We start from the raw sequence: 20,673 nt of genomic DNA, 5'->3' as shown, positions 1-20,673 counted from the left end.
CAGAGTAAAAGTCATGTTTTGTGTGATCTACAGAAGTCCTAAACGAGACCAAACCTACTTATATGTAGAAAAAAAAGACGATTTTTCCCGTGTGCCGGAAGAATTAATGGCGGGATTTGGTCAACCGCAGTTAGCCATGATTTTGCCCCTGGACGGGCGTAAAAAATTGGTCAATGCCAGTCTGGAAAAGGTCAAAACAGCCCTGAAAGAACAGGGTTATTATCTGCAACTTCCGCCACCGCCGGAAAATTTACTCAAGATTCATCTCCAGGCTAGCGGAAAACAATAACGCAACGACAGGAGCAGGCATGTATCAACATCATAACTGGCAGGGCGCGCTACTGGATTACCCGGTCAGTAAAGTGGTTTGTGTGGGCAGTAATTACGCGAAGCATATTCAGGAAATGGGCAGCGCCACGCCGGAAGAGCCGGTGCTGTTTATTAAGCCTGAAACGGCGCTGTGTGATATCCGTCAGCCGCTAGTGCTGCCGGAAGGTCTGGGCTCTGTGCATCACGAAGTCGAACTGGCGATTCTGATTGGCGCTACGTTACGCCAGGCGACTGAAGAACACGTGATGAAGGCCATTGCCGGTTATGGTGTCGCGTTGGATCTCACCTTGCGTGATATTCAGGGCAAAATGAAAAAGGCCGGTCAGCCGTGGGAAAAAGCGAAAGGCTTTGATTACTCCTGTCCGATTTCGGGCTTTATTCCTGTGAATGAATTTAAAAGCGATCCGCAAAATACATCGCTCGGGCTAAAAATTAACGGTGAAGCTCGCCAGCAGGGCACCACGGCTGACATGATCCACAAAATTGTGCCGCTGATTGCCTACATGAGCCGCTTCTTCACCCTGAAAAGCGGCGATGTGATCCTCACCGGAACACCGGAAGGGGTGGGTCCGCTGCACAGCGGCGATGAGCTCGAAGTGACGTTTAACGGCAACTCGTTAACCACCCGAGTGCTGTAACGCTCCCTTGCCGCCCATCAGGGGCGGCAAAACTTGCATCCGCATGCCAGACTGGTTATAAGGTGCACCCTGGTTTTCAATGGCGGACATTCCTATGAGCAACATCCCTTTCTGGCAAAGCAAAACGCTGGAGCAAATGACCGACGCAGAGTGGGAATCTTTGTGCGACGGCTGCGGCCAGTGCTGCCTGCACAAGCTGATGGATGAAGACAGCGATGAAATCTATTTCACCAACGTCGCCTGCCGCCAGTTGAACATCAAGACCTGCCAGTGTCGGAACTATGAGCGTCGTTTTGAGTATGAACCGGACTGCATCAAGCTGACGCGCGATAACTTGCCGACGTTTGAATGGCTGCCGCAAACCTGCGCGTATCGCCTGCTGGCGGAAGGAAAACCGCTCCCAACCTGGCACCCTTTGCTGACGGGCTCAAAAGCGGCGATGCACGGCGAACGTATTTCTGTGCGCAACATTGCGGTAAAAGAGTCCGATGTGGTGGACTGGGAAGATCACATCATGAATCACCCCGGCCGGGGCTAATTCGCTGAATCTGAGAAAATGTCACCCGCTATCGCCTGTCAGACGCCAGCCAGGCTCATACGCATGACATCTTTCAGTTCTTTGCCGCCCTGAACCTGCTGTTCAATTTCAGCTTGTTCAATAACCCAGGTGGTTTGTGCCGGGGATTAGGCTGGGATGTTGAGAAGCGGAATCAGCGAGAAGTGAAAGGAATGGTTTTCAGGCCTATTGGGCAAAAGGGAAGCATAAAAAAACCCGCGGGGGCGGGTTTTTTAAGAGGTATCACTCAGCGTCCGAACAGGTCACGTTTCTTCGGTTTGAAAGGCTGAGCAATCAGTACCAGCAGCGCGACAATCAGGAATGCCGCAAAGATACCGACCAGCCACTGCGGCATTTCCAGACTCAGAAACTCCCACTGGCGTACGGAGCAGTCACCGCTGGCAACAAACACCTGCGGCAGCCATTTATCCAGCGGCAGCCACGTCGGGAAGCGGGCTGCAAAGTCACAGGTCTGGAACGGAGAAGGGTGAAGCTGGATCATGGTGTGTTCCCATGCCAGCTGCAGCCCGCGAATCGCGCTGTAAATCCAGATACCTATCGCGGCAAAACGTAACGGCGATTTCGGTGCAATCATACCGACAATGCCTGCACCCATCACACCGAACAGCGCGCAACGCTCGTAGATGCAAAGGACACAAGGTTTCAACAGCATCACGTGCTGGAACCACAGCGCCACCATCTCCAATGCAAAAGCGGTCAACGCTAATAACAACCATGCTCCGCGACCGCGCGAGCACTGGTTTAAAAATCGCAACATAATCATTTCCCTGGAACGTGCTAAGACACACGCAGTGTAAACGAAAACATTTACTCCGCCACTATGTCGGTAGAAATTATTGCGTAAAAGGGGGGGATTTGCCCGGAAAGCGGTCCGGGCGTCAATCAGAGAAAAATTAATGTACCGGTAACGGTGCGCTGTTAATCAGGCCTTGGGCGGACAAACAACCATTCGCTATAAGGGATAAGTGTGAGCTCCACACACAGCAATCCTACCAGCGTCAGAACAATCGTATAGGGCAGCGCCATCCACACCATTCTTCCGTAGGAAAGGCGAATTAATGGCGCCAGTGCTGAAGTGAGCAGGAACAAGAACGCGGCCTGGCCGTTCGGGGTGGCAACCGAAGGCAGGTTGGTGCCGGTATTAATGGCAACGGCCAGCATTTCAAACTGCGGCAGGGTAATCGCGCCATGTTCAAGCGCGGATTTGGCTTCATTGATATAAACCGTCCCCACAAACACGTTATCGGAAATGGAGGAGAGTAACCCGTTGAACAGATAGAACAGCGACAGCTGAGCATGCGGAGACGCTTGCAGCACGAACTCGATAATCGGGGCAAACAGGTGCTGATCGATAATGACTGCCACCACCGCGAAAAACACGGTGAGCAGGGCGGTGAACGGTAACGCTTCGGTAAAGGCTTTACCAATGGCATGTTCATCCGTCACCCCGGTCAGAGACGTCGCGAGAATGATCACCGTCAGGCCAATTAAGCCGACTTCGGCAAGATGCAGCGCAAGTGCCACCACCAACCAGACGCCAATAATACTCTGAACAACAAGCTTCAGTGTTTCCTGGCGCGTACGCTGTTCACGGCTGCGAGTATCATAATCCTTCAGAACTTCACGGACGCTCTCCGGTAATTGCTCGCCATAACCAAACCATTTGAATTTCTCCACCAGCAGGCAGGTTAGCAAGCCACAGACGAAGACGGGCACGGTAACAGGCAGCATGCGCAAGAAGAACTCACCAAAATGCCAGCCCGCCGTTTTGGCAATGATCAGATTCTGAGGTTCGCCCACCATGGTCATCACGCCGCCAAGTGCGGTACCAACGCTGGCGTGCATCATCAGGCTGCGCAAGAAACCTCGGAATTGCTCCAGAACCTCGCGATTGTGGATCTCAATGTGGCTGTCATCGAGCATGTCGTTATCGTTAGGACGAGCGGAGGCGACGCGATGATAAATGCCATAAAACCCCACGGCGACGCTGATAATCACCGCCACAACGGTCAAAGCATCAAGGAAAGCGGAAAGAAACGCTGCCGCAAGGCAAAAGGCCACGGAGAGGATCTGTTTGCTTTGAATGGTCAACAGCAGACGCGTGAAAATGAACAGCAAAAGCTGTTTCATGAAATAGATGCCGGCGACCATAAATACCAGCAGCAACAGCACCTCCAGGTTTCCGGCAATCTCTTCACGCACATGCTCTGCGCTGGTCATGCCAATCGCCACGCCTTCAATCGCCAGCAGGCCGCCAGGCAGCAGGGGATAGCATTTCAGGGCCATCGCGAGAGTAAAGATAAACTCCGCCACCAGCAGCCATCCAGCCACAAAGGGGTCAATGAAAAAGACAATCGGGTTGATTGCCAGGAAGATAAGAAGCGTTAACTTGTACCAGTCAGGTGACTGACCCAGAAAATTGCGCCACAGCGCACGAGAGGTTGATATTTCCACGACAGAGTTCCGATCCCGTCAAAAGAATTCAGTTTCCTGAAAGAGAGGAGGAAGTATCGTGCCTGAGCGCGCGGGGATCAAGCGAAGCGGGTGTTACAATTTTGAGAAAATGAAACGGCGATCCCGTTTAATTGCAGAGCTGCGCTATCTGCCCCTCTTTGGCTCTGGTATGATGAGTACCATTTTGCAACGCTGTGTAATGGAAATCTCACTATGGTCATTAAGGCGCAGAGCCCGGCGGGGTTCGCGGAAGAGTACATCATTGAAAGTATCTGGAATAACCGCTTCCCCCCTGGAACCATCCTGCCAGCAGAACGTGAACTTTCTGAACTGATCGGCGTCACCCGCACCACCTTACGCGAAGTGTTGCAACGACTGGCCCGCGATGGCTGGTTGACCATTCAGCACGGCAAACCCACGAAGGTCAATAATTTCTGGGAAACGTCGGGCTTAAATATTCTCGAAACGTTGGCTCGTCTGGATCACGATCGTGTCCCACAGCTCATTGATAATCTGCTGTCTGTGCGCACCAACATCGCCACTATCTTTATTCGCACCGCTTTCCGTCAGCATCCTGAAGATGCTCTGGCCGTGCTGGCGACGGCGCGTGAAGTGGAAGATCATGCTGATGCGTTCGCCAAACTGGATTACAGCATTTTCCGCGGTCTGGCGTTTGCGTCCGGTAACCCGATTTACGGTCTGATCCTGAACGGCATGAAAGGCCTGTATACCCGCATCGGTCGTCACTATTTTGCCAGCCCTGAAGCACGCAGCCTGGCGCTGGGCTTCTACCATCAGTTGGCGAAAGTGTGTGAGGAAGGTCTGCACGATCAGGTGTATGAAACCGTGCGTCGCTATGGCCATGAGTCCGGTCTTATCTGGCACAAAATGCAGAAAACCCTGCCGGGCGATTTGGCGATGCACAGCCGCTGATCTGGCCGACAAATTTCAGAGAGAAAAAAACCGGGTTTCCCCGGTCAGACTGCTGACAAAGAAGGAAAAAGCGTGGTTTTTCCTTCTTTGTGGTGAGCAGCCGAAAATCAATAAATTGATTTTCCTTGTTTTTTATTCGGTACCCTATGACAGATCTCATTCGTTAGAGGTTTGTCATCACTCTCAACCGGGGTTCCCCGGTTTTTTTATGCCTAAAGCAGATTCGGTCTGGGCGGGCAACGTTCCAGCAACTCTACGCTGCCATCGGCATTTTGCTGCTCAAGCAATACGTCAAATCCCCACAGACGATGCACATGCTTCAACACTTCCCGACGCCCCATATCCAGCGGCGCACGGTTGTGCGGCACATAACGCAACGTCAGCGAACGATCTCCGCGTAAATCCACATTCCAGACCTGAATGTTCGGCTCCAGGTTACTCAGGTTGTACTGGGAAGAGAGACGGTTGCGAATTTCACGGTAGCCTTCTTCGTTGTGGATCGCCGAAATTTCGAGGTAGTTGTTGTGATCGTCATCGAGCACGGTAAACAGCCGGAAATCTCGCATCACCTTCGGCGACAGGAACTGGCTGATAAAGCTTTCATCTTTGAAATCCCGCATCGCGAAATGCAGCGTGTCGAGCCAGTCGGAACCCGCAATGTCCGGGAACCAGTACTTATCTTCTTCAGTAGGCGACTGACAAATGCGTTTGATGTCCTGGAACATCGCAAACCCCAGCGCATACGGGTTAATGCCGTTGTACCAGGGGCTGTTATACGGCGGCTGGAACACCACGTTGGTATGGCTGTGCAGGAACTCCAGCATAAAGCGCTCGGTCACTTTCCCTTCGTCATACAGATGATTCAGAATGGTGTAATGCCAGAACGTCGCCCAGCCTTCGTTCATCACCTGAGTCTGTTTCTGCGGGTAGAAATACTGGCTTACCTTGCGCACGATACGCAGGATCTCACGCTGCCAGGACTCCAGCAGCGGCGCGTTTTTCTCCATAAAATAGAGAATGTTTTCCTGCGGTTCGGAAGGATAGCGCCGCGCTTCGGCGACAATTTTCTCTTCCTCTTTCTTCGGCAGGGTGCGCCACAAGGTATTCACCTGGCTTTGCAGATACTCTTCACGGCTTTTCTGCCGGGCTTTCTCCTCCTGCAAGGAGATTTTCTGCGGACGTTTGTAGCGGTCAACGCCGTAATTCATCAGTGCATGACAGGAGTCAAGCAGTTTTTCCACCTCATCCACGCCATAGCGTTCTTCGCACTCGGTAATGTATTTGCGGGCGAAGATAAGGTAATCGATTATTGAGCTGGCATCGGTCCAGCTGCGGAACAGGTAGTTATTCTTGAAGAAAGAGTTATGCCCGTAGCAGGCGTGCGCCATCACCAGCGCCTGCATGGTCATGGTGTTCTCTTCCATTAAATAGGCGATACACGGGTTGGAGTTAATGACGATTTCATACGCCAGCCCTTGCTGCCCGTGTTTGTAGAGCCGCTCCGTTTCGATGAACTTCTTGCCGAACGACCAGTGGGTGTAGTTGATGGGCATCCCGACGCTGGAGTAGGCATCCATCATCTGCTCGGAGGTAATGACTTCGATTTGGTGAGGATAGGTGTCAAGACGGTACAGTTTTGCCACCCGATCGATTTCCGCCAGATAGGTGTCCAGCAGTTCGAAGGTCCAGTCGGGTCCATCGCTCAGACGTGTGGTGTCCTTATTCATGGAATCAATCGTAGCCATTAGCGCGCCCTCGTTGTTGATGGCCCTCTCTGTCTGGAGAGCCTCATATCAAGAATAGAACACTCAAAACGTAATGCGCGATCGGCAAAATATTTTCTTCGCGATTTCCCTGCGTCAACGGCGATGTTTTTCCTGATTTACAGAATTTTGTGCTGACGAATTCGGGGCAAGAGTAAAAGATCGCAAATCCTTGCATACCTTTATAGCGCGGCTGGGTGTGAGATAAGTCACCATAAATAAAGCGTATGTTGAATAATATTTTCAACTGGGTTATCAATTTGTAATCAGAGGATTATTCTTTTACGTATCTGGAGTCGCTATGCGAATCGTCATCCTGGGAAGTGGGGTTGTGGGCGTGGCCAGTGCCTGGTATTTGCGCCAGGCCGGGCACGAGGTCACGGTTATCGACAGGGAACCGGGGCCCGCGCTGGAAACCAGCGCGGCCAACGCCGGGCAGATCTCACCGGGTTATGCTGCACCCTGGGCCGCACCGGGTGTGCCACTGAAAGCCATCAAATGGATGTTCCAGCGCCACGCACCGTTGGCAATCAGCCTGGATGGCACCCAGTTCCAGTTGAAATGGATGTGGCAGATGTTGCGCAACTGCGACACCCGCCACTACATGGAAAACAAAGGGCGCATGGTGCGGCTGGCGGAATACAGTCGCGACTGCCTGAAAGCCTTGCGCGACACCACCGGCATTGAATACGAAGGTCGTCAGGGCGGCACCTTACAGCTGTTCCGTACTGAACAACAATATGAGAACGCCACCCGCGACATCGCCGTGTTACAGGATGCAGGCGTCCCTTATCAGTTGCTCGAAGCCAGCCGTCTGGCGGAAGTCGAACCTGCCCTGGCTGAGGTTGCCCACAAACTCACCGGCGGCCTGCGTCTGCCAAATGATGAAACCGGCGACTGTCAGTTATTCACGCAGCGTCTGGCGAAAATGGCGGAAGAGGCGGGAGTGGTGTTTCGCTTTAATACGCCAGTGGATCGTCTTTTGTCTGAGGGCGACCAGATTTACGGCGTGAAATGTGGCGATGACATTATCAAAGCGGATGCCTATGTGATGGCGTTCGGCTCTTATTCCACCGCGATGCTCAAAGGCATTCTCGATATTCCTGTCTACCCGCTGAAAGGCTACTCACTCACCATTCCGGTGAAAGAAGACAATGGCGCGCCGCTTTCAACTATCCTTGATGAAACTTACAAGATTGCGATTACGCGTTTCGATAACCGCATTCGCGTGGGCGGGATGGCAGAAATTGTCGGCTTTAACACCGAGCTGTTGCAGCCACGTCGTGAAACGCTGGAGATGGTGGTGCGCGATCTGTTCCCGCGCGGCGGTCACGTTGAGCAGGCGACATTCTGGACAGGTCTGCGTCCGATGACACCAGATGGCACGCCGGTTGTGGGCCGCACGCCATTTAAAAATCTCTGGACCAATACCGGGCATGGCACGCTCGGCTGGACCATGGCTTGTGGTTCCGGCCAGCTGTTGAGTGACCTTATCTCGGGTCGCACGCCGGCCATTCCTTACGATGATTTGAGCGCCGCCCGCTATCAGTCAGGCTTTACACCGTCGCGCCCACAGCATTTGCACGGCGCGCACAACTAAGGAGCAGTTATGTCTCGTCCTGTTCTTGCCAGCCTTGATTTGCAGGCGCTACGGCAGAATCTCTCCGTTGTTCGACGTGCGGCACCGGATTCTCGCGTCTGGTCAGTGGTTAAGGCCAACGCCTACGGTCACGGTCTGGAGCGTATCTGGGGGGCGCTGAACGAGACCGATGGTTTCGCGATGCTCAATCTGGAAGAAGCCATTCTGCTGCGTGAGCGCGGCTGGAAAGGCCCGATCCTGATGCTGGAAGGCTTTTTCCACGCAGAAGATTTACCGCTTTATGACCAGTACCGACTCACCACCACGGTGCACAGCAACTGGCAGCTTAAAGCGCTGCAAAATGCGCGTTTGCAGGCTCCGCTGGATGTTTACGTGAAGGTGAACAGCGGCATGAACCGTCTTGGTTTCACGCCGGATAAAATCCACACCGTCTGGAAGCAACTGCGTGGGATGAGCAACGTCAGCGACATGACGCTGATGTCGCATTTCGCTGATGCAGAAAATCCGGAAGGCATCAACGAAGCGATGGCACAGATTGAACAAGCGGCGGAAGGACTGAATTGCCCACGCTCGTTGTCTAACTCCGCCGCCACGCTCTGGCATCCTGAAGCACATTTCGACTGGGTTCGCCCGGGCATAGTGCTTTATGGCGCGTCCCCGTCCGGGAAATGGCAGGATATCGCCAACAGTGGACTGAAACCGGTGATGACGCTCAGCAGTGAAATCATCGGCGTGCAAAACCTGAAGCCGGGTGACACCGTTGGCTATGGCCGCTGTTACACCGCAACGCAGGAACAGCGCATCGGAATAGTGGCTTGTGGTTACGCTGATGGTTATCCGCGAATAGCGCCCGACGGCACGCCTGTGCTGGTGGACGGCATTCGCACAGGCACAGTAGGGCGCGTCTCGATGGATATGCTGGCAGTCGATTTAACACCCTGCCCGCAGGCCGGTATCGGCACACCAGTCGAGCTGTGGGGCAAAGAAATTAAAATTGATGATGTGGCAAGCCACTGTGGCACGGTGGGCTATGAATTGATGTGTGCTTTGGCACCGCGCGTGCCCGTGGTGACGAGGTAAACAGCAAGGCCTTTTCCTGGGAAAAGGCCTTTAGTGTTTGCTCCCTCTCCCTGTGGGAGAAGATCAGAGGCGCATAATTTAATTGAATTTAAAAGGTTTTTTAAATGAACGATAATTTTTGGCCCCCGGAATCGCCCCCAAATGTAGAAATCAGACCTGTTACAGGGAGTTACATTTAGCAGGGAGAGAGGAAAGGAAGGCCAGTATATCACCAGCGGTGCAGGGGGTAAAATTTCACCCCTGCACCCGATGACGATAATTTCCGTTATTCGCTATTCTTCGCTCAGACTCGCTATTATTCGAAATTCGTGAGCATTTTTGCATAAACAGTGCTCATTTCTGATCAGAATTCGGGCGTTTTTGTGCAAAAAAAATCATTTTTGGGCATTCCTGCGTTTCTGTCGTAACTCAGCATTAAAGGTGCTCTAATCGCACCCCCTCTTGTGTTCGCGCGTTCCTGGCGGGGGGAATTCTGTCAAATATGCTGCTGATTTTTGACTGTCCCCCCCCTGGCATTTTTCTAGCCTCTTCAAACTTGACACTTTTAGCGATAAACCTTAACAAAAATTAACATTCGCAGGTTTACACCTGACACTTTTCGGCCTGTCGTTATGCGTCCTCGTCAAAATCAAAGCGCTCGCTGTAAATATCCTGAGCAGAGGTGATAAACGGCTCTGCCAGCGCAGCCAGCCCAATTTTTGTGGCGTTATTCAGGTAGCTGTCTGTTAATCGCTTCGACACCACCAGCCAGCGGAGAAACGTCAGCGCCTCAAGCTCAAACAGAAACGACTCAAAGCGCATTACCTCGCGGCACTGCTCCGGGTCATATACAGCAATTCCGCTGATATGTTCTTCGTCGCCTTCAATATCCAGCGTTATAACCTCAAGCCCCAGCGCCTCCACGGCATCGAGGATGCGGGTCTGTAGTTCTTCGTAGTCCGTCGCGGGTGGATAAACATCATCGAGCGCCAGCACGATTGCTGCGGCTTCGTCAGGACTTACCGGGATAACCTGATTTTTCTCTTCCGAATAATCGCTGTTCTGAGAAAATAGCGCAGCTTTCGGCGAAATGTTTACCCGCTTGCTGTCGTCACGCCATGCATCAGGAGTGACAAAGCCCGTTGCTTTTCGTTCTGAGGCACTGGCATCAATTTTACCCCCCACCAGCACAAGCTCACCTCTGGCTATCCGGTCGTAGACGGTCTGACGGCTTACGCCTTTGTGCCGGGCGTAGGCGGCTTTGGTCATCAGCATGGGTAAACCTTCAGTAACGGGTTCTGAGCCACATAAGAACACGTGGTGAAAATGGTATGAGTTAAGAATACGCCATTCTCCGTAACATATTATTCCCGCGAAGGAATTTTGGTTAAGTCTCGTGCGGTGTATGATGAGCGTTGTTTAACCATTTTAAGTGCAAGGAAATAGCATGGGTATGGAAATCATCGGTGACAATACGACTGTCACCAGCATCAGACCCAAAGGGAAAGTCGTTATATGCCGTGGAGAGCCGCACAAATACTGGCTGGAGCTCCAGTTTGTAGACGAGAATAACAAGCCTGTTTCCGGGCTGAACGTGCGGCTGGAGTATCACCCGCTGGCCTCTGACAAGGAAGTGGCTATCGCTAAAAGTCGCGGCTACAGCTATAACCCCACGCCGCCACCTAATCCGCCAGCCGGTATCACCGACTCTCAGGGACTGGTCCGTTTCGATGATCTTTACTGGGTAACGGTTGATGTGAAGGTTGACGGGCAGCAACTGGCCGACGAGATGGAGCAGCGTCCGCTGGGTATCCGTCGTAATCCAAACAGCCAGCCAGTAAGCAACAATATATTTAAACCAGAAACCCGCGATCCTGCGTGGCGATCTGATGTGCAGGAAAAAGTCGAAACTGCCGGGCATATGCACCACTATGTAACGATTGGTGAACTTTGCGATCGCCTGCCGGATATTAAGGGCTGGACGGACAGTGAGCCACCAAAGTTTCATTTTCAGTCGGGCAAGTCGCTAAACGGCACTGAGATAGCGCGGGAGGCACTCGATAAGCGCCACGTTATCGAAATTTGCCCGTTCCGGGCGTGGGTGATGGGGCTACATGATACCCAAGATTATGACCTCATGAACGGTTATAATCTTGGCATCATGGCTGATCTGGTTTATTCCGCCGAAGCTGAAAATAACACGATTGATTATTTCTTCCGTCAACAATGCCAGGATTTATCTTGTATCCCCCGTTTTGCCGAGTTCCCGTCTTATTTTCACACGCTGGCGGTGGATGTACCGTTCAGTGAGCGCTACCTGTCTCCTGTGTACCTGAATACAGGGCAGGGAGATAACCCCGAAGGAGACACCCGCCTGTTTACGGTAGAGTGTGGTGCGTATGTTCTGGTTGCATGGTGCGGAACCGACAGTCTTCTGAATGCCCTGACAGACGCCTCTTTTGGTCCAAAGCGCTGCCTGCCAGAACTTGCTGGTGCGGGAAATATTCATGGTGGTTTTCTGGAGGCTTATGAACTGGCAAAAAGAAAGTTTGACTCTGTTTTTAAAGAGATAAACACATCACTTTATGAAGCCCAAGGAACGAAAAAACTATTTATTTGCGGTCACAGCCTGGGCGGCTCTCTGGCATTACTCTATGCAGCAGAGATGAAAATGAACCAACCCGTGTTGTACACCTATGGAATGCCCCGAACTTTCACACGGGCGGCAATGCCATATCTGGACAACATCACTCACTATCGCCACGTTAATGACAATGATACGGTGCCGCAGGTGCCTATGGATATTGATGTGGATAATTTGTTTTATCAGAAGCTGGGGCCGCTGGGCTCTAAACTTGGTTTCAACTGGCTGGCGGTGTCCGTAGCTGGTTTACCCGCTTCACTCTGGCAGAAAGATATGGAGCTACAACTGGGGATCGAGCTGAAAAAAGATCCATACTGGCATCACGGTAATACCGTTATTTTCTTCCAGGCGCAACAAGGTTCCATGAAGCTAACGGGCCCCGGTCAAAAAAGCCTGTACGATGGTCAGATGTATACCCCACATTATGCTCATGTGAAGCTTTTTCTGGTGCCATCCCTGAATGATGAATGCCTGAAATCAACCGGGGAACACCAGGCTGCATTTATCCAGTGCCTGAACCCAACCAGCCTTGAGAACGCCTTTCCGAAAAATACTAATCCCGCACTGGATGGCCTTGTTTCAAATCCCCTCAGCCATTCGATGGCGCATCGTTATCTGCCTTACATCCACAATCAGGTTCTGGAACTGGCAGACCCTGGACGTCCCATGAGTCGAAAGGAAATGCGGGAACGATTTAAAGAAGAGGTGGACAAAGGCGCTTCACAACATGCGAATGAAGATGAGGTAAAACGAAATCGTGAGTTTCTGGCTCTTCAGGACATGTTGCCGATTGCCCTGCAACGGACGCAGAATGAAGAAACTGGGAAAAACTCACTTATTCGCTTTGCGGCGGTCACGGAGGAAGACGTTGAATTTTCCAGATAAAATAAAAATTGCAGTCACTCTGCCAATGCTCGTATTGCTCTACGGATGTGGAGATCGCACTGATCGCACACTTGTTCCCCCCAAAGATGCTAAATGGGTAAATGTAAGCTTCAGGGTGCCTGATGGTGTGACGTTACTGCCAGCGGAGCTATTGTATCGCTCTGAAAAGTGTAAAACCGTTCGTTACAACTCAAGCAATGAGCCGCATGATATTCCCGGTTATAACGACTTTGAGCAACAATTTAGCCAGCAGGGAAACAGTAATATCTGGCAACAGCGAGTAGCTATTGAGGGCGGCGGTTCGTGTCAGTGGTACCTTAGTTCAGTTCGGGTTAGTTTCCAGCTATCTATGAATAACTCACTGGCGAAGGGAAAAGAGGTTATTGCGACCAATTATATATTTGACTTTGGTCGCTATGGCCTCAGTGATGGCTATGGTACAGGGAGAGCGAAGGAGGCCAATGGGGATCTCAATATTCAGGCTGATTTTTTCCCTACAACAGTAATCAATAAAATGTTTAATGAAACTTACATTGATCTGTTTGGTGGCGATACAGCTTATGAAAAATGGAGCAGACGCTATCAGCTTAAAAACACTCAAAAAATCGCTATTGAGCCACAATTGCATCATGATAAAAGTGTATTACTTGAAGGTGATAAGGAACGCGGTATAGGCATGGTAATCACTTATCCAGATGGCAGTGTCGAGCATGTTCGAAAAACAAAACCTGATTATGAAAAACTTCTTTCGATGAAATGATCTTCGCTCTTTTTCCCCACCAGCTAAACCTGCTGGTGGGCTTTCCAGTTGTGCAATCCATTCTGAGTAATTTTTTAATTTCGCGGGTACAAAAATTTGACGATGCGGGCCGTCACGTTCTGCGGACGTTGCAGAGATTAACCTGCCCCCCTCCTGCTGGTGGTGAAAAGGTAGCCGGGTGCACTGGCTGGAGGGAGTAGATAAGATTTATGCCTGGAGAAAAATCTCATAACAGCTTCCGCCGACGATTTATTGCCACAGGTGTTTGAAATCACAAAAATAATGTGGTTTTGTACGCGCCTCGGGCACTTAGACTCGGGTGAGAATACTGCATTCATTATTTACTCGCTTCTTTAGCCCCTTCCTTTCGGTAAGGGGCTTTTTTTGCCCTGACCGCCGCGTAGTGAGCCCATCCGTAAACCTCTTTGGTGTTTCGTAGCGTCTGAGCTGATATCAGGCAATCGAATTTTTTACCTGTAAGGCCCTCTCAAACTGTTGTCTCAGTTGGTTCAGTTGTCTCAAAATCCTTCTTTGTATTCTAAATCAGCCTGTTATAAAAAAATGCTGAGACAACCCAGCCCGGATTTGAGACAACACGTTAACATTTCTGAGACAACTGCGGCGCGGGAGAGCTTGTTACTTAAAAAAAGCCAGCCAGGAAACAGGAAAACGGAAAGCTGATTTTTCTGTTGGTTCAGAATGGCCCGTTGTTGTCTCAAAAATGCCTGATGTTGTCTCAGTGTTGTCTCAGATAAGTAATAAAATAAATAATAACAATGTATTATTTATTTTATTACTTATCTGAGACAACTGAACCAACATAAAAACGGGGCTGCTAATGTGAGTGCGCTATTCTGGCTCGCTGTCGTCCACCAGCAGCACGGTATAAGCCCGTAACTGTCGGTTGTTCATATGCCGGATGCGCGGTGTGCGCCCCTGCCAGCTTCTGGCGGGCTTTTTCAGCATTCCGGCGTCATACAACACGCGGGCGACCTGGTTCACGTCGAACCCGTTCGCCAGTTCATCCTTAAACGGCGCGGGCAGCACGTAGAACGTTACAGGCTCCCCGGTCTGCTGCGCCCCCTTGTCTTTATATCCGGCAAGGTTGTGAACGTTAAGCTGACTCACTTCGTCAAAATCAACGGGAATAAAGCGGCTGATACTGTTTGCCATCAGAAAGGTGGTGGCCTGTTCAATAATCTGCGCATGCTCTTTGTTGCCTGTGCCAAATTCCGCTATCCAGACGTTAAACACATGCTGTAAGGCATCGCGGCACGTCTGCACTTCCCAGCCTGTGATATGCACGGACCGCAGCAGCGCGGCTTCCAGTATCGCAAAGCGGTCTTTTACCCGGTGCACCTGCTCACCGTAATCAGCCGGAATAACCGTATTCCAGCGGGCCAGCGCCTCAGCATAAGCGGCCTTTGCGGTGTCCTTGTGTGTCGCAAGCCATGTTATCCACTCGCACCCGGCAGCACCGTGATGCGCCAGCCATCCGGCCTTCATCGCGTCGGCATGGTCTTTGCCGCTGGCGTATCCGTACAGTTCGGTGGGGCGGGTAACGGGGATATTGAGCAGACGCACCAGTTGCCCGGCCTTCACCTTAATGCCCGCTCCGGCAAGAAAGGTCTCCACGCTCTTTTCACCTGTACTGATAACCACGGTTTCCCAGCTTTTCATCTCCCGGTTGCCGCCGTTCGGGTCGCCCTGCAATTTACCCTTGCCGTTAAACAGCGTATAGGCCGAGGTGAACACGTGGCGGGGGTGGGAAGCCTGTTCAATTTCATCGAGCGCCAGCAGACCGTGGTTATGCGCCTGTGCTTCGTTGGCAATGCCGAGTGCTGTACCGTACCACGACAGGCGCTGCGGTTTGGGTAAGCCGTACAGGCTGGTGGCGAAATCCTCTGCGGTGGTCTTGCCTGCGGTACTGTCGGCATAAAGATGAATACCGAAGCCGTCTGCGTCCACTATCCCGATAAGCGGTGCCGCAAACGCCGTCGCCGCTGCCAGCATCTGGAAGGGGTTCCGGTGCGCCAGCCGGGCCACATGCTCCCGCCAGCTTTCGGTTGTGCCTTTCACGCCATAAGCAGAACGGGCTGCACTGCCCCCTGTGAACATTACCGGGGTTTCCGGCTCACCGATGACGTTGCCGTCCGGCATGATATAGGCGTTTCCCGCCCAGCCCGCGCAGGCCGATGCGATGAAGTGCTGCCCGTGCCAGGCCTGTCGCAATATCCAGTCCGCCAGCCGGGCGCGGTGATGGGGGGATGTGACCACATTCAGACCGTTATTTTTGAGAAACGCCCAGCCTTGCGGGTCGCCAATCAGCCCCGGACGCATGACCTTGCTCACGGTCTCATTGCTGCCGTGGCGGGTCCAGCGCAGGGAAATAAACGTATCATCGCTGTCGGCGTCCACGCCTTCGCCGATGACCTCCACCGGGTCACAGAGCCAGGTCGTTTTGTGGGTTATCTGGCTGGTCTGTCTGTTCAGCTGTGGCTCAGTCCAGAACACACCCCGCTCGCCGGACTCAATGAACGGCAGCAGGGGGTCGCCTCCGGTACGCTTGTCCTGTCGTGGCGTAAATGTGCGTTCAGCGGATGTTAAACGGGGTTTCATCGTCTCAGCCTCTGGTTTATACAGTGACGCGTCAAACAGCGCTGTGGTGGTTTTCAGCCCCTGCTGCTGGTGGATATCGTTCCAGTCGGCGCGAATGTCACCCGGTGGCAGGGCCACGCGTCCGGCAACGGCACGCGCGGCTTTCTCTGCGGCCTGTTTCCCGGTGTTGGGTTTGCCCGGCTCGTGGTCGTTATCCGCCGCAAGGATGAATGCGGCCTGTGGGTAACGCTCACGCAGCGCCAGTGCCACAGGGTGCAGATTGCCTGCATCCACGGCGCACACGGTCATCGCATCCGGGCGCAGCAGGTGAACACTGAGCGCAGTTGCCAGCCCTTCAGCAAGAATGACGGTCTGCACGTCCTGTGGCAGAGATCCGCCTGAACCTGCATTCAGGACATGACATGTTCCCCGTTTGGCAGAATCCACCAGCAGGCGCTTTTCACCCTGCGGGGTAATGGTCTGTGCGGCGGTAACGGTGCCGGAGGCATCCACCAGCGCAAGCAGCAGCGTTCCGTCAGGCAGCAGCGGATAATGAAATCCGGTCAGCCCTTTGGCGGTCAGGTAAGGCGGTTCGCCCGGTATCGCGGCCTGTGTCATTTTCTGATAACGGCGGGTAAAGCGCGCCTGTCGCTGGCGGGTTTCCTCCGGGGCCTGCTGTGTCCGGGCCGCGTCCTGTGCCTGCCGTTGTGCGTCTGCCCGTCTCAGGCCCTGTACGGATGCCGGGGCGGCGGGATTGATGCCCAGCACCTGCGCCACCTCACGGGCGGCGGTGGTTGCATCACATCCTTTCACCTTCTGCACAAGGCTGAGTCCGTCACCTGCGCCGCACTGGTTACAGAAGTGGCTGCCGCGCCCGTAATCATCAAAACGAAAACGGTCTTTGCCGCCACAGGCAGGACAGGCCACCTGAGCGCGGGGGCTTGCCGGAACAGCAATCCCCAGTCCTGCCAGTACGTCAGGCCAGCGCCCGCTGGCGGCGGCGGTGACGGTATGAATAAGGTCAATATTGCGCATCATTATTCTCCTGCGTAATGAACGGCATGGCTGGAGGGGAAAACGTCCGGCGTACATTTATGCGGCGGTGTCTGCGTAAATCTGTGCGTCAATTCTGCGTTGTCTGCATCACCAGAAATTCTCACGGAAATTTCCACAGAGATTATTTTGCGTAAATTTGTGCGTCCGTTTTCATCGCTGAATTTTTCGACAGAAATCTCCACGGAAATTTGTTCGCGCAGAATGGTGTGTCCGTATAAATCCACACCAGGATTTTTTACGCGTCATTTTTTATAAAAACCATGCGCGTTATTTTTTATAAAATAACGTTCAAATAAATCCGCTGGCAGATTTATTTGCGCGTAAAAAAATGAAATTCTCTGCGACCAGAAATGGAAAAAATCACGACAGGTCGCAGAGACTGCATTGCCCGGAAGACAAAGAAAGTGCGGATTCGTTTACGTCGCGTGATGTCTGCAAAAAACCATCAAAAAACAAAGCGCCATATATCAGTCTATTATGCGCCATCCCCGGAGGGGCGCTTGTTTATCCGCTCCTGTATCCACGCCTCAATCTCGCTCTCAACAAACGCGGACGAACGCACGCCTGTTTTCACGATTGCAGGAAACTCGCCCCTGCTGATGAGCTTATATATCCACGGGCGGCTGAACCCTGTGCGGCGCATAACTTCATCAAAACGAATAAGAGAGGCATGCATGATAATATCTCCTGCTGTATTTCGCTGTCTTTGATGAATACAGTCTTACCTGGTCTGCATAAAAAAGAAAGTCAAAAAAAAGAGGGAAAAATAATATAGCGACAGTGAACGGACAGTACATTGACAGGCGGATACTTCAGGAGACAAATAAATACACCAGTGGACATACAACCAGTGGATGGAAACTCAGTATTTATCTTATCTTATCTTATCTTTTCATGAATGCAGGGTATTGAGGCGGGTAATTCATGTGTCTATCCGGGGTTTATGCTACGCCACAAAAAAGCCTGCACACTGGCAGGCGATTCAGTGGGCGATGCTGAAAGCAGTGCTGTCAGTTATGACTGCGGGGTCAGACTGTCCAGCATATCGGCATACCACTGCATCATGGTGCGGCGGTCGTCCAGGTACAGCGCATGGTTGTAAATGCCGCGAACGCTGTTTTTGTCGACGTGGGCAAGCTGTAGCTCAATCCACGCGGAGTTAAAGCCCGCATCATGGGCAAGCGTACTGAACGTGTGACGGAAGCCGTGGGCGGTGGTGTGGTCGTGCCAGCCTGTCAGAACCAGAAAATCATTGATGCAGCGACGACCGCGCGGCCTGTCAGCCCGTAAGGCAGACGGGAGGATGAACGGGGAGTGCCTGGCATCTGCCAGGGCTTTAAGTTCCACCAGCAGGGCCAGCGCCTGACGGGACAGGGGCACCATATGCGGGCGGCGCTTTTTCATGCGTGCCGCCGGGATTTCCCATACGGCCTTCTCAAAATCCACTTCCTCCCAGCGCCCCAGCCGCATTTCCCCTGTACGCAGCCCGGTCAGCATCAGCAGGCGGGTTGCTTTTGCCATCATGTGTACGGACTGCATCACATCGCGCATAAAGGCAGGTAACTGCGCCGCACTCAGGCTGCGGTTCGTGCCGCGCTCCGGTGACAGTAATGCCGTATTAAGGTAATCCGCCGGGTTGCTGGTGGCGCGTCCGGTCACAATGGCATACGCAAAAATCTGCACGCAAATCTGGCGGGTTTTGCGCAGGGTTTCGAGTTTGCCCGCACCCTCGATATCGCGCAGGCAGTCCAGCATCTCCAGCGGCTTTATCTCAGATACCGGACGGAGGCCCACTGCCGGATATACGTTGTTCTCAATGCGGGCTTTCTGGTCAGCCAGATAACGGGCCGTCCACGTCCGGCTTTTATGCTCAAACCATTCAACCGCGATGGCCTTAAAGGTGTTAGCGGTGCTTTCGTGGTGGGCGCGTTTTTGGGCCTGCTTTTCGTGGGAAGGGTCAAGGCCCTCTGCTATCATGCGCCGGGCTTCGTCGCGTTTACTGCGGGCCTGTGCCAGTGTAACGGACGGGTAAACGCCAATGGAGAGTTTTTTCTCCTTACCGCCGTAACGGTATTTGAGGCACCAGTATTTTGCACCGTTCTTTTTGACCAGCAGATACAGCCCACCCGCATCGGAGAGTTTGTAGTCCTTATCGGCGGGTTTTGCGGTGTCAGCCTGGCGTGCGGTTAATGCCATGTATCAGGGTCTCCTTTTGTAAAATCGCCCCCGCAGTGGCCCCCAAAGTGGGGGCGATTCCGGGAAACGTCAGGAGATAATGATAGACAACGGGAAACCGGGTAAGCCAGAAGATGCGGGGCTTAAGGTGTTGCAAAAAGACAACAGGATACACGGGGAGAATCAGGAAGACTTATCCAGATCCTCCCTGTGGGAGAGATACCGTCTTGCCGGTCATCCGGCAAGTGGTATCTCAGCATTAAATTCGCGTCCGGATTTCACCACGCCATAGGCCAGCTGCAGCAGTTTTCTCATCCCTGCACATACCCGTTCTTTTCCTGTCTTCCCTCTCGCTGACAGCCTTTCCATCAGGTTTTTCACCACCTCATTGTACCTTCCTGCCACAACCGCTGGCATATACAGTGCGCTGCGCAACTCTGCATTACCCACTTTCAACAGTCTGCTTTTTCCTTTCCACATCCCTGACTCACAGCGACGTGGATTCAGACCGGCGTATGCCACCAGAGCCTTACTGTTACTGAACCTTCTCAGGTTCCCTGCGAACGCCAGCAGACTTACGCTCAGCATCTCGCCTATCCCGGGGATACTCTTCAGTAGCTCCCTGTCCCGCTTCAGGTCCGGGTTATCATCGATATGTTGGTTTATTTTTTTCCGGGTTTCTTCAATCAGGTCTTCCAGTACCGCGACATGCTCGTTCAGGGACGGGACGATGACATCATCTGCTGCTTCGCGGCGGTTCACTTCCATCTGACGCATCTCTTCCAGATTACGCAGGTGCCGTACCAGAGCCGTCAACTGACGCTCGCTCAGCGGAGCAGGAGACCAGAGGGCGGGCTGATACAGGGCGCAGTAGCGGGCTATCAGCGCCGCGTCACTTTTGTCGGTTTTATTGCGGGTCAGCTCAGTATTACCGAACGCGTGGATACGCGCCGGGTTTTCGAGGCTAACGTGGCAGCCGCTGTCGGCCAGCAGGGTGGCCAGTTCAGTGCTGTAGCAGCCCGTTGCTTCCATGCAGACATGACAGTCGCCAAAGCGCGTCAGCCAGCTGAGGAACTCGCGGCATCCGGCAGGGGTGTTGGAGAACGTTTTGGTTTTGTACTTCTGATTTGGCAGCAGGACAGCAACATCAAACTTGAGTTTGGCGATATCAACGCCGACGGAGACAAGACTCATCATGGCA

At 52.7% G+C, this 20,673-nt stretch carries 16 protein-coding genes and 1 pseudogene; 8 read left to right on the top strand and 9 right to left on the bottom strand.

Features of this window, described 5'->3' with window-relative positions; all coding sequences use genetic code 11:
- Nucleotides 1-13 precede the first annotated feature (13 nt).
- From ACLW56_RS09610 to ACLW56_RS09600, 3 genes are all read left to right on the top strand, one after another.
- The gene (locus tag ACLW56_RS09610) at nt 14-289 is read left to right on the top strand and encodes a YcgL domain-containing protein (protein WP_330983559.1); all 276 of its coding nucleotides are present in this window, start codon (nt 14-16) and stop codon (nt 287-289) included.
- A gap of 19 nt (nt 290-308) precedes the next feature.
- Nucleotides 309-968 carry a fumarylacetoacetate hydrolase family protein gene (locus tag ACLW56_RS09605; protein ID WP_330983558.1) on the top strand — a complete coding sequence of 220 codons (660 nt, stop codon included), beginning with the start codon at nt 309-311 and terminating at the stop codon, nt 966-968.
- A gap of 94 nt (nt 969-1,062) precedes the next feature.
- A complete protein-coding gene (locus ACLW56_RS09600; RefSeq protein WP_330983557.1) occupies nt 1,063-1,506 on the top strand; it encodes a YcgN family cysteine cluster protein in 444 nt (147 codons plus the stop codon).
- 41 nt (nt 1,507-1,547) lie between these two features.
- On the opposite strand, the pseudogene ACLW56_RS09595 reads toward ACLW56_RS09600, so the two are convergent.
- The 3 genes and pseudogenes from ACLW56_RS09595 to nhaB all read right to left on the bottom strand — a co-directional run.
- A pseudogene (locus ACLW56_RS09595) lies at nt 1,548-1,646 on the bottom strand (hypothetical protein); the annotation flags it as partial.
- 125 nt (nt 1,647-1,771) lie between these two features.
- A complete protein-coding gene (gene dsbB, locus ACLW56_RS09590) occupies nt 1,772-2,302 on the bottom strand; it encodes a disulfide bond formation protein DsbB (protein ID WP_330983556.1) in 531 nt (176 codons plus the stop codon).
- A 161-nt stretch (nt 2,303-2,463) separates the two neighbouring features.
- A complete protein-coding gene (gene nhaB, locus ACLW56_RS09585) occupies nt 2,464-3,999 on the bottom strand; it encodes a sodium/proton antiporter NhaB (RefSeq protein ID WP_330983555.1) in 1,536 nt (511 codons plus the stop codon).
- A gap of 213 nt (nt 4,000-4,212) precedes the next feature.
- Between nhaB and fadR the strand changes: the two genes are divergently transcribed.
- Nucleotides 4,213-4,932 carry a fatty acid metabolism transcriptional regulator FadR gene (gene fadR / locus ACLW56_RS09580; protein ID WP_330983554.1) on the top strand — a complete coding sequence of 240 codons (720 nt, stop codon included), beginning with the start codon at nt 4,213-4,215 and terminating at the stop codon, nt 4,930-4,932.
- Between the two features lie 212 nt (nt 4,933-5,144).
- Here fadR and ACLW56_RS09575 read toward each other — a convergent pair whose 3' ends face one another.
- Complete coding sequence (locus tag ACLW56_RS09575; protein ID WP_330983553.1) at nt 5,145-6,677, bottom strand: SpoVR family protein; 1,533 nt, start codon at nt 6,675-6,677, stop codon at nt 5,145-5,147.
- Nucleotides 6,678-6,996: 319 nt separating this feature from the next.
- On the opposite strand from ACLW56_RS09575, the gene ACLW56_RS09570 reads away from it, so the two are divergent.
- Together ACLW56_RS09570 and dadX are read left to right on the top strand one after the other, a co-directional pair.
- Entirely contained in the window at nt 6,997-8,295 is a 1,299-nt protein-coding gene (locus ACLW56_RS09570; protein WP_330983552.1) for a D-amino acid dehydrogenase, read from the top strand.
- 9 nt (nt 8,296-8,304) lie between these two features.
- Nucleotides 8,305-9,375 (top strand): catabolic alanine racemase DadX, encoded by a 1,071-nt coding sequence (dadX, locus tag ACLW56_RS09565; protein ID WP_330983551.1) that lies wholly within the window; start codon nt 8,305-8,307, stop codon nt 9,373-9,375.
- Between the two features lie 609 nt (nt 9,376-9,984).
- On the opposite strand, the gene ACLW56_RS09560 is transcribed toward dadX, so the two are convergent.
- Complete coding sequence (locus tag ACLW56_RS09560; RefSeq protein WP_330983550.1) at nt 9,985-10,629, bottom strand: hypothetical protein; 645 nt, start codon at nt 10,627-10,629, stop codon at nt 9,985-9,987.
- A 172-nt stretch (nt 10,630-10,801) separates the two neighbouring features.
- Between ACLW56_RS09560 and ACLW56_RS09555 the strand changes: the two genes are divergently transcribed.
- Nucleotides 10,802-12,883 carry a lipase family protein gene (locus ACLW56_RS09555; protein WP_330983549.1) on the top strand — a complete coding sequence of 694 codons (2,082 nt, stop codon included), beginning with the start codon at nt 10,802-10,804 and terminating at the stop codon, nt 12,881-12,883.
- Entirely contained in the window at nt 12,867-13,643 is a 777-nt protein-coding gene (locus ACLW56_RS09550; protein ID WP_330983548.1) for a hypothetical protein, read from the top strand. The genes ACLW56_RS09555 and ACLW56_RS09550 overlap by 17 nt, the downstream gene beginning before the upstream one ends.
- 849 nt (nt 13,644-14,492) lie before the next feature.
- Here the strand turns inward: ACLW56_RS09550 and ACLW56_RS09545 are convergent.
- The 4 genes from ACLW56_RS09545 to ACLW56_RS09530 form a co-directional block, all read right to left on the bottom strand.
- The gene (locus ACLW56_RS09545; protein ID WP_330983547.1) at nt 14,493-17,276 is read right to left on the bottom strand and encodes a DUF927 domain-containing protein; all 2,784 of its coding nucleotides are present in this window, start codon (nt 17,274-17,276) and stop codon (nt 14,493-14,495) included.
- Between the two features lie 496 nt (nt 17,277-17,772).
- Nucleotides 17,773-17,973, bottom strand: coding sequence for an AlpA family transcriptional regulator (locus ACLW56_RS09540; protein ID WP_330983546.1), 201 nt, complete (start codon nt 17,971-17,973; stop codon nt 17,773-17,775).
- Nucleotides 17,974-18,311: 338 nt separating this feature from the next.
- Nucleotides 18,312-19,493, bottom strand: a complete 1,182-nt coding sequence (locus ACLW56_RS09535) for a tyrosine-type recombinase/integrase (RefSeq protein WP_330983545.1) — start codon at nt 19,491-19,493, stop codon at nt 18,312-18,314.
- 213 nt (nt 19,494-19,706) lie between these two features.
- On the bottom strand, nt 19,707-20,673 hold a 967-nt coding region (locus ACLW56_RS09530), incomplete at its 5' end, for an IS110 family transposase (RefSeq protein WP_330983544.1).

Origin of the sequence: Pantoea sp. sgz302252, assembly GCF_047713085.1 — a bacterium.
Classification (GTDB): domain Bacteria; phylum Pseudomonadota; class Gammaproteobacteria; order Enterobacterales; family Enterobacteriaceae; genus Scandinavium.
The sequence above is the reverse complement of the archived record's forward strand: the minus strand, read 5'-3'. Positions and strand labels throughout refer to the sequence as shown.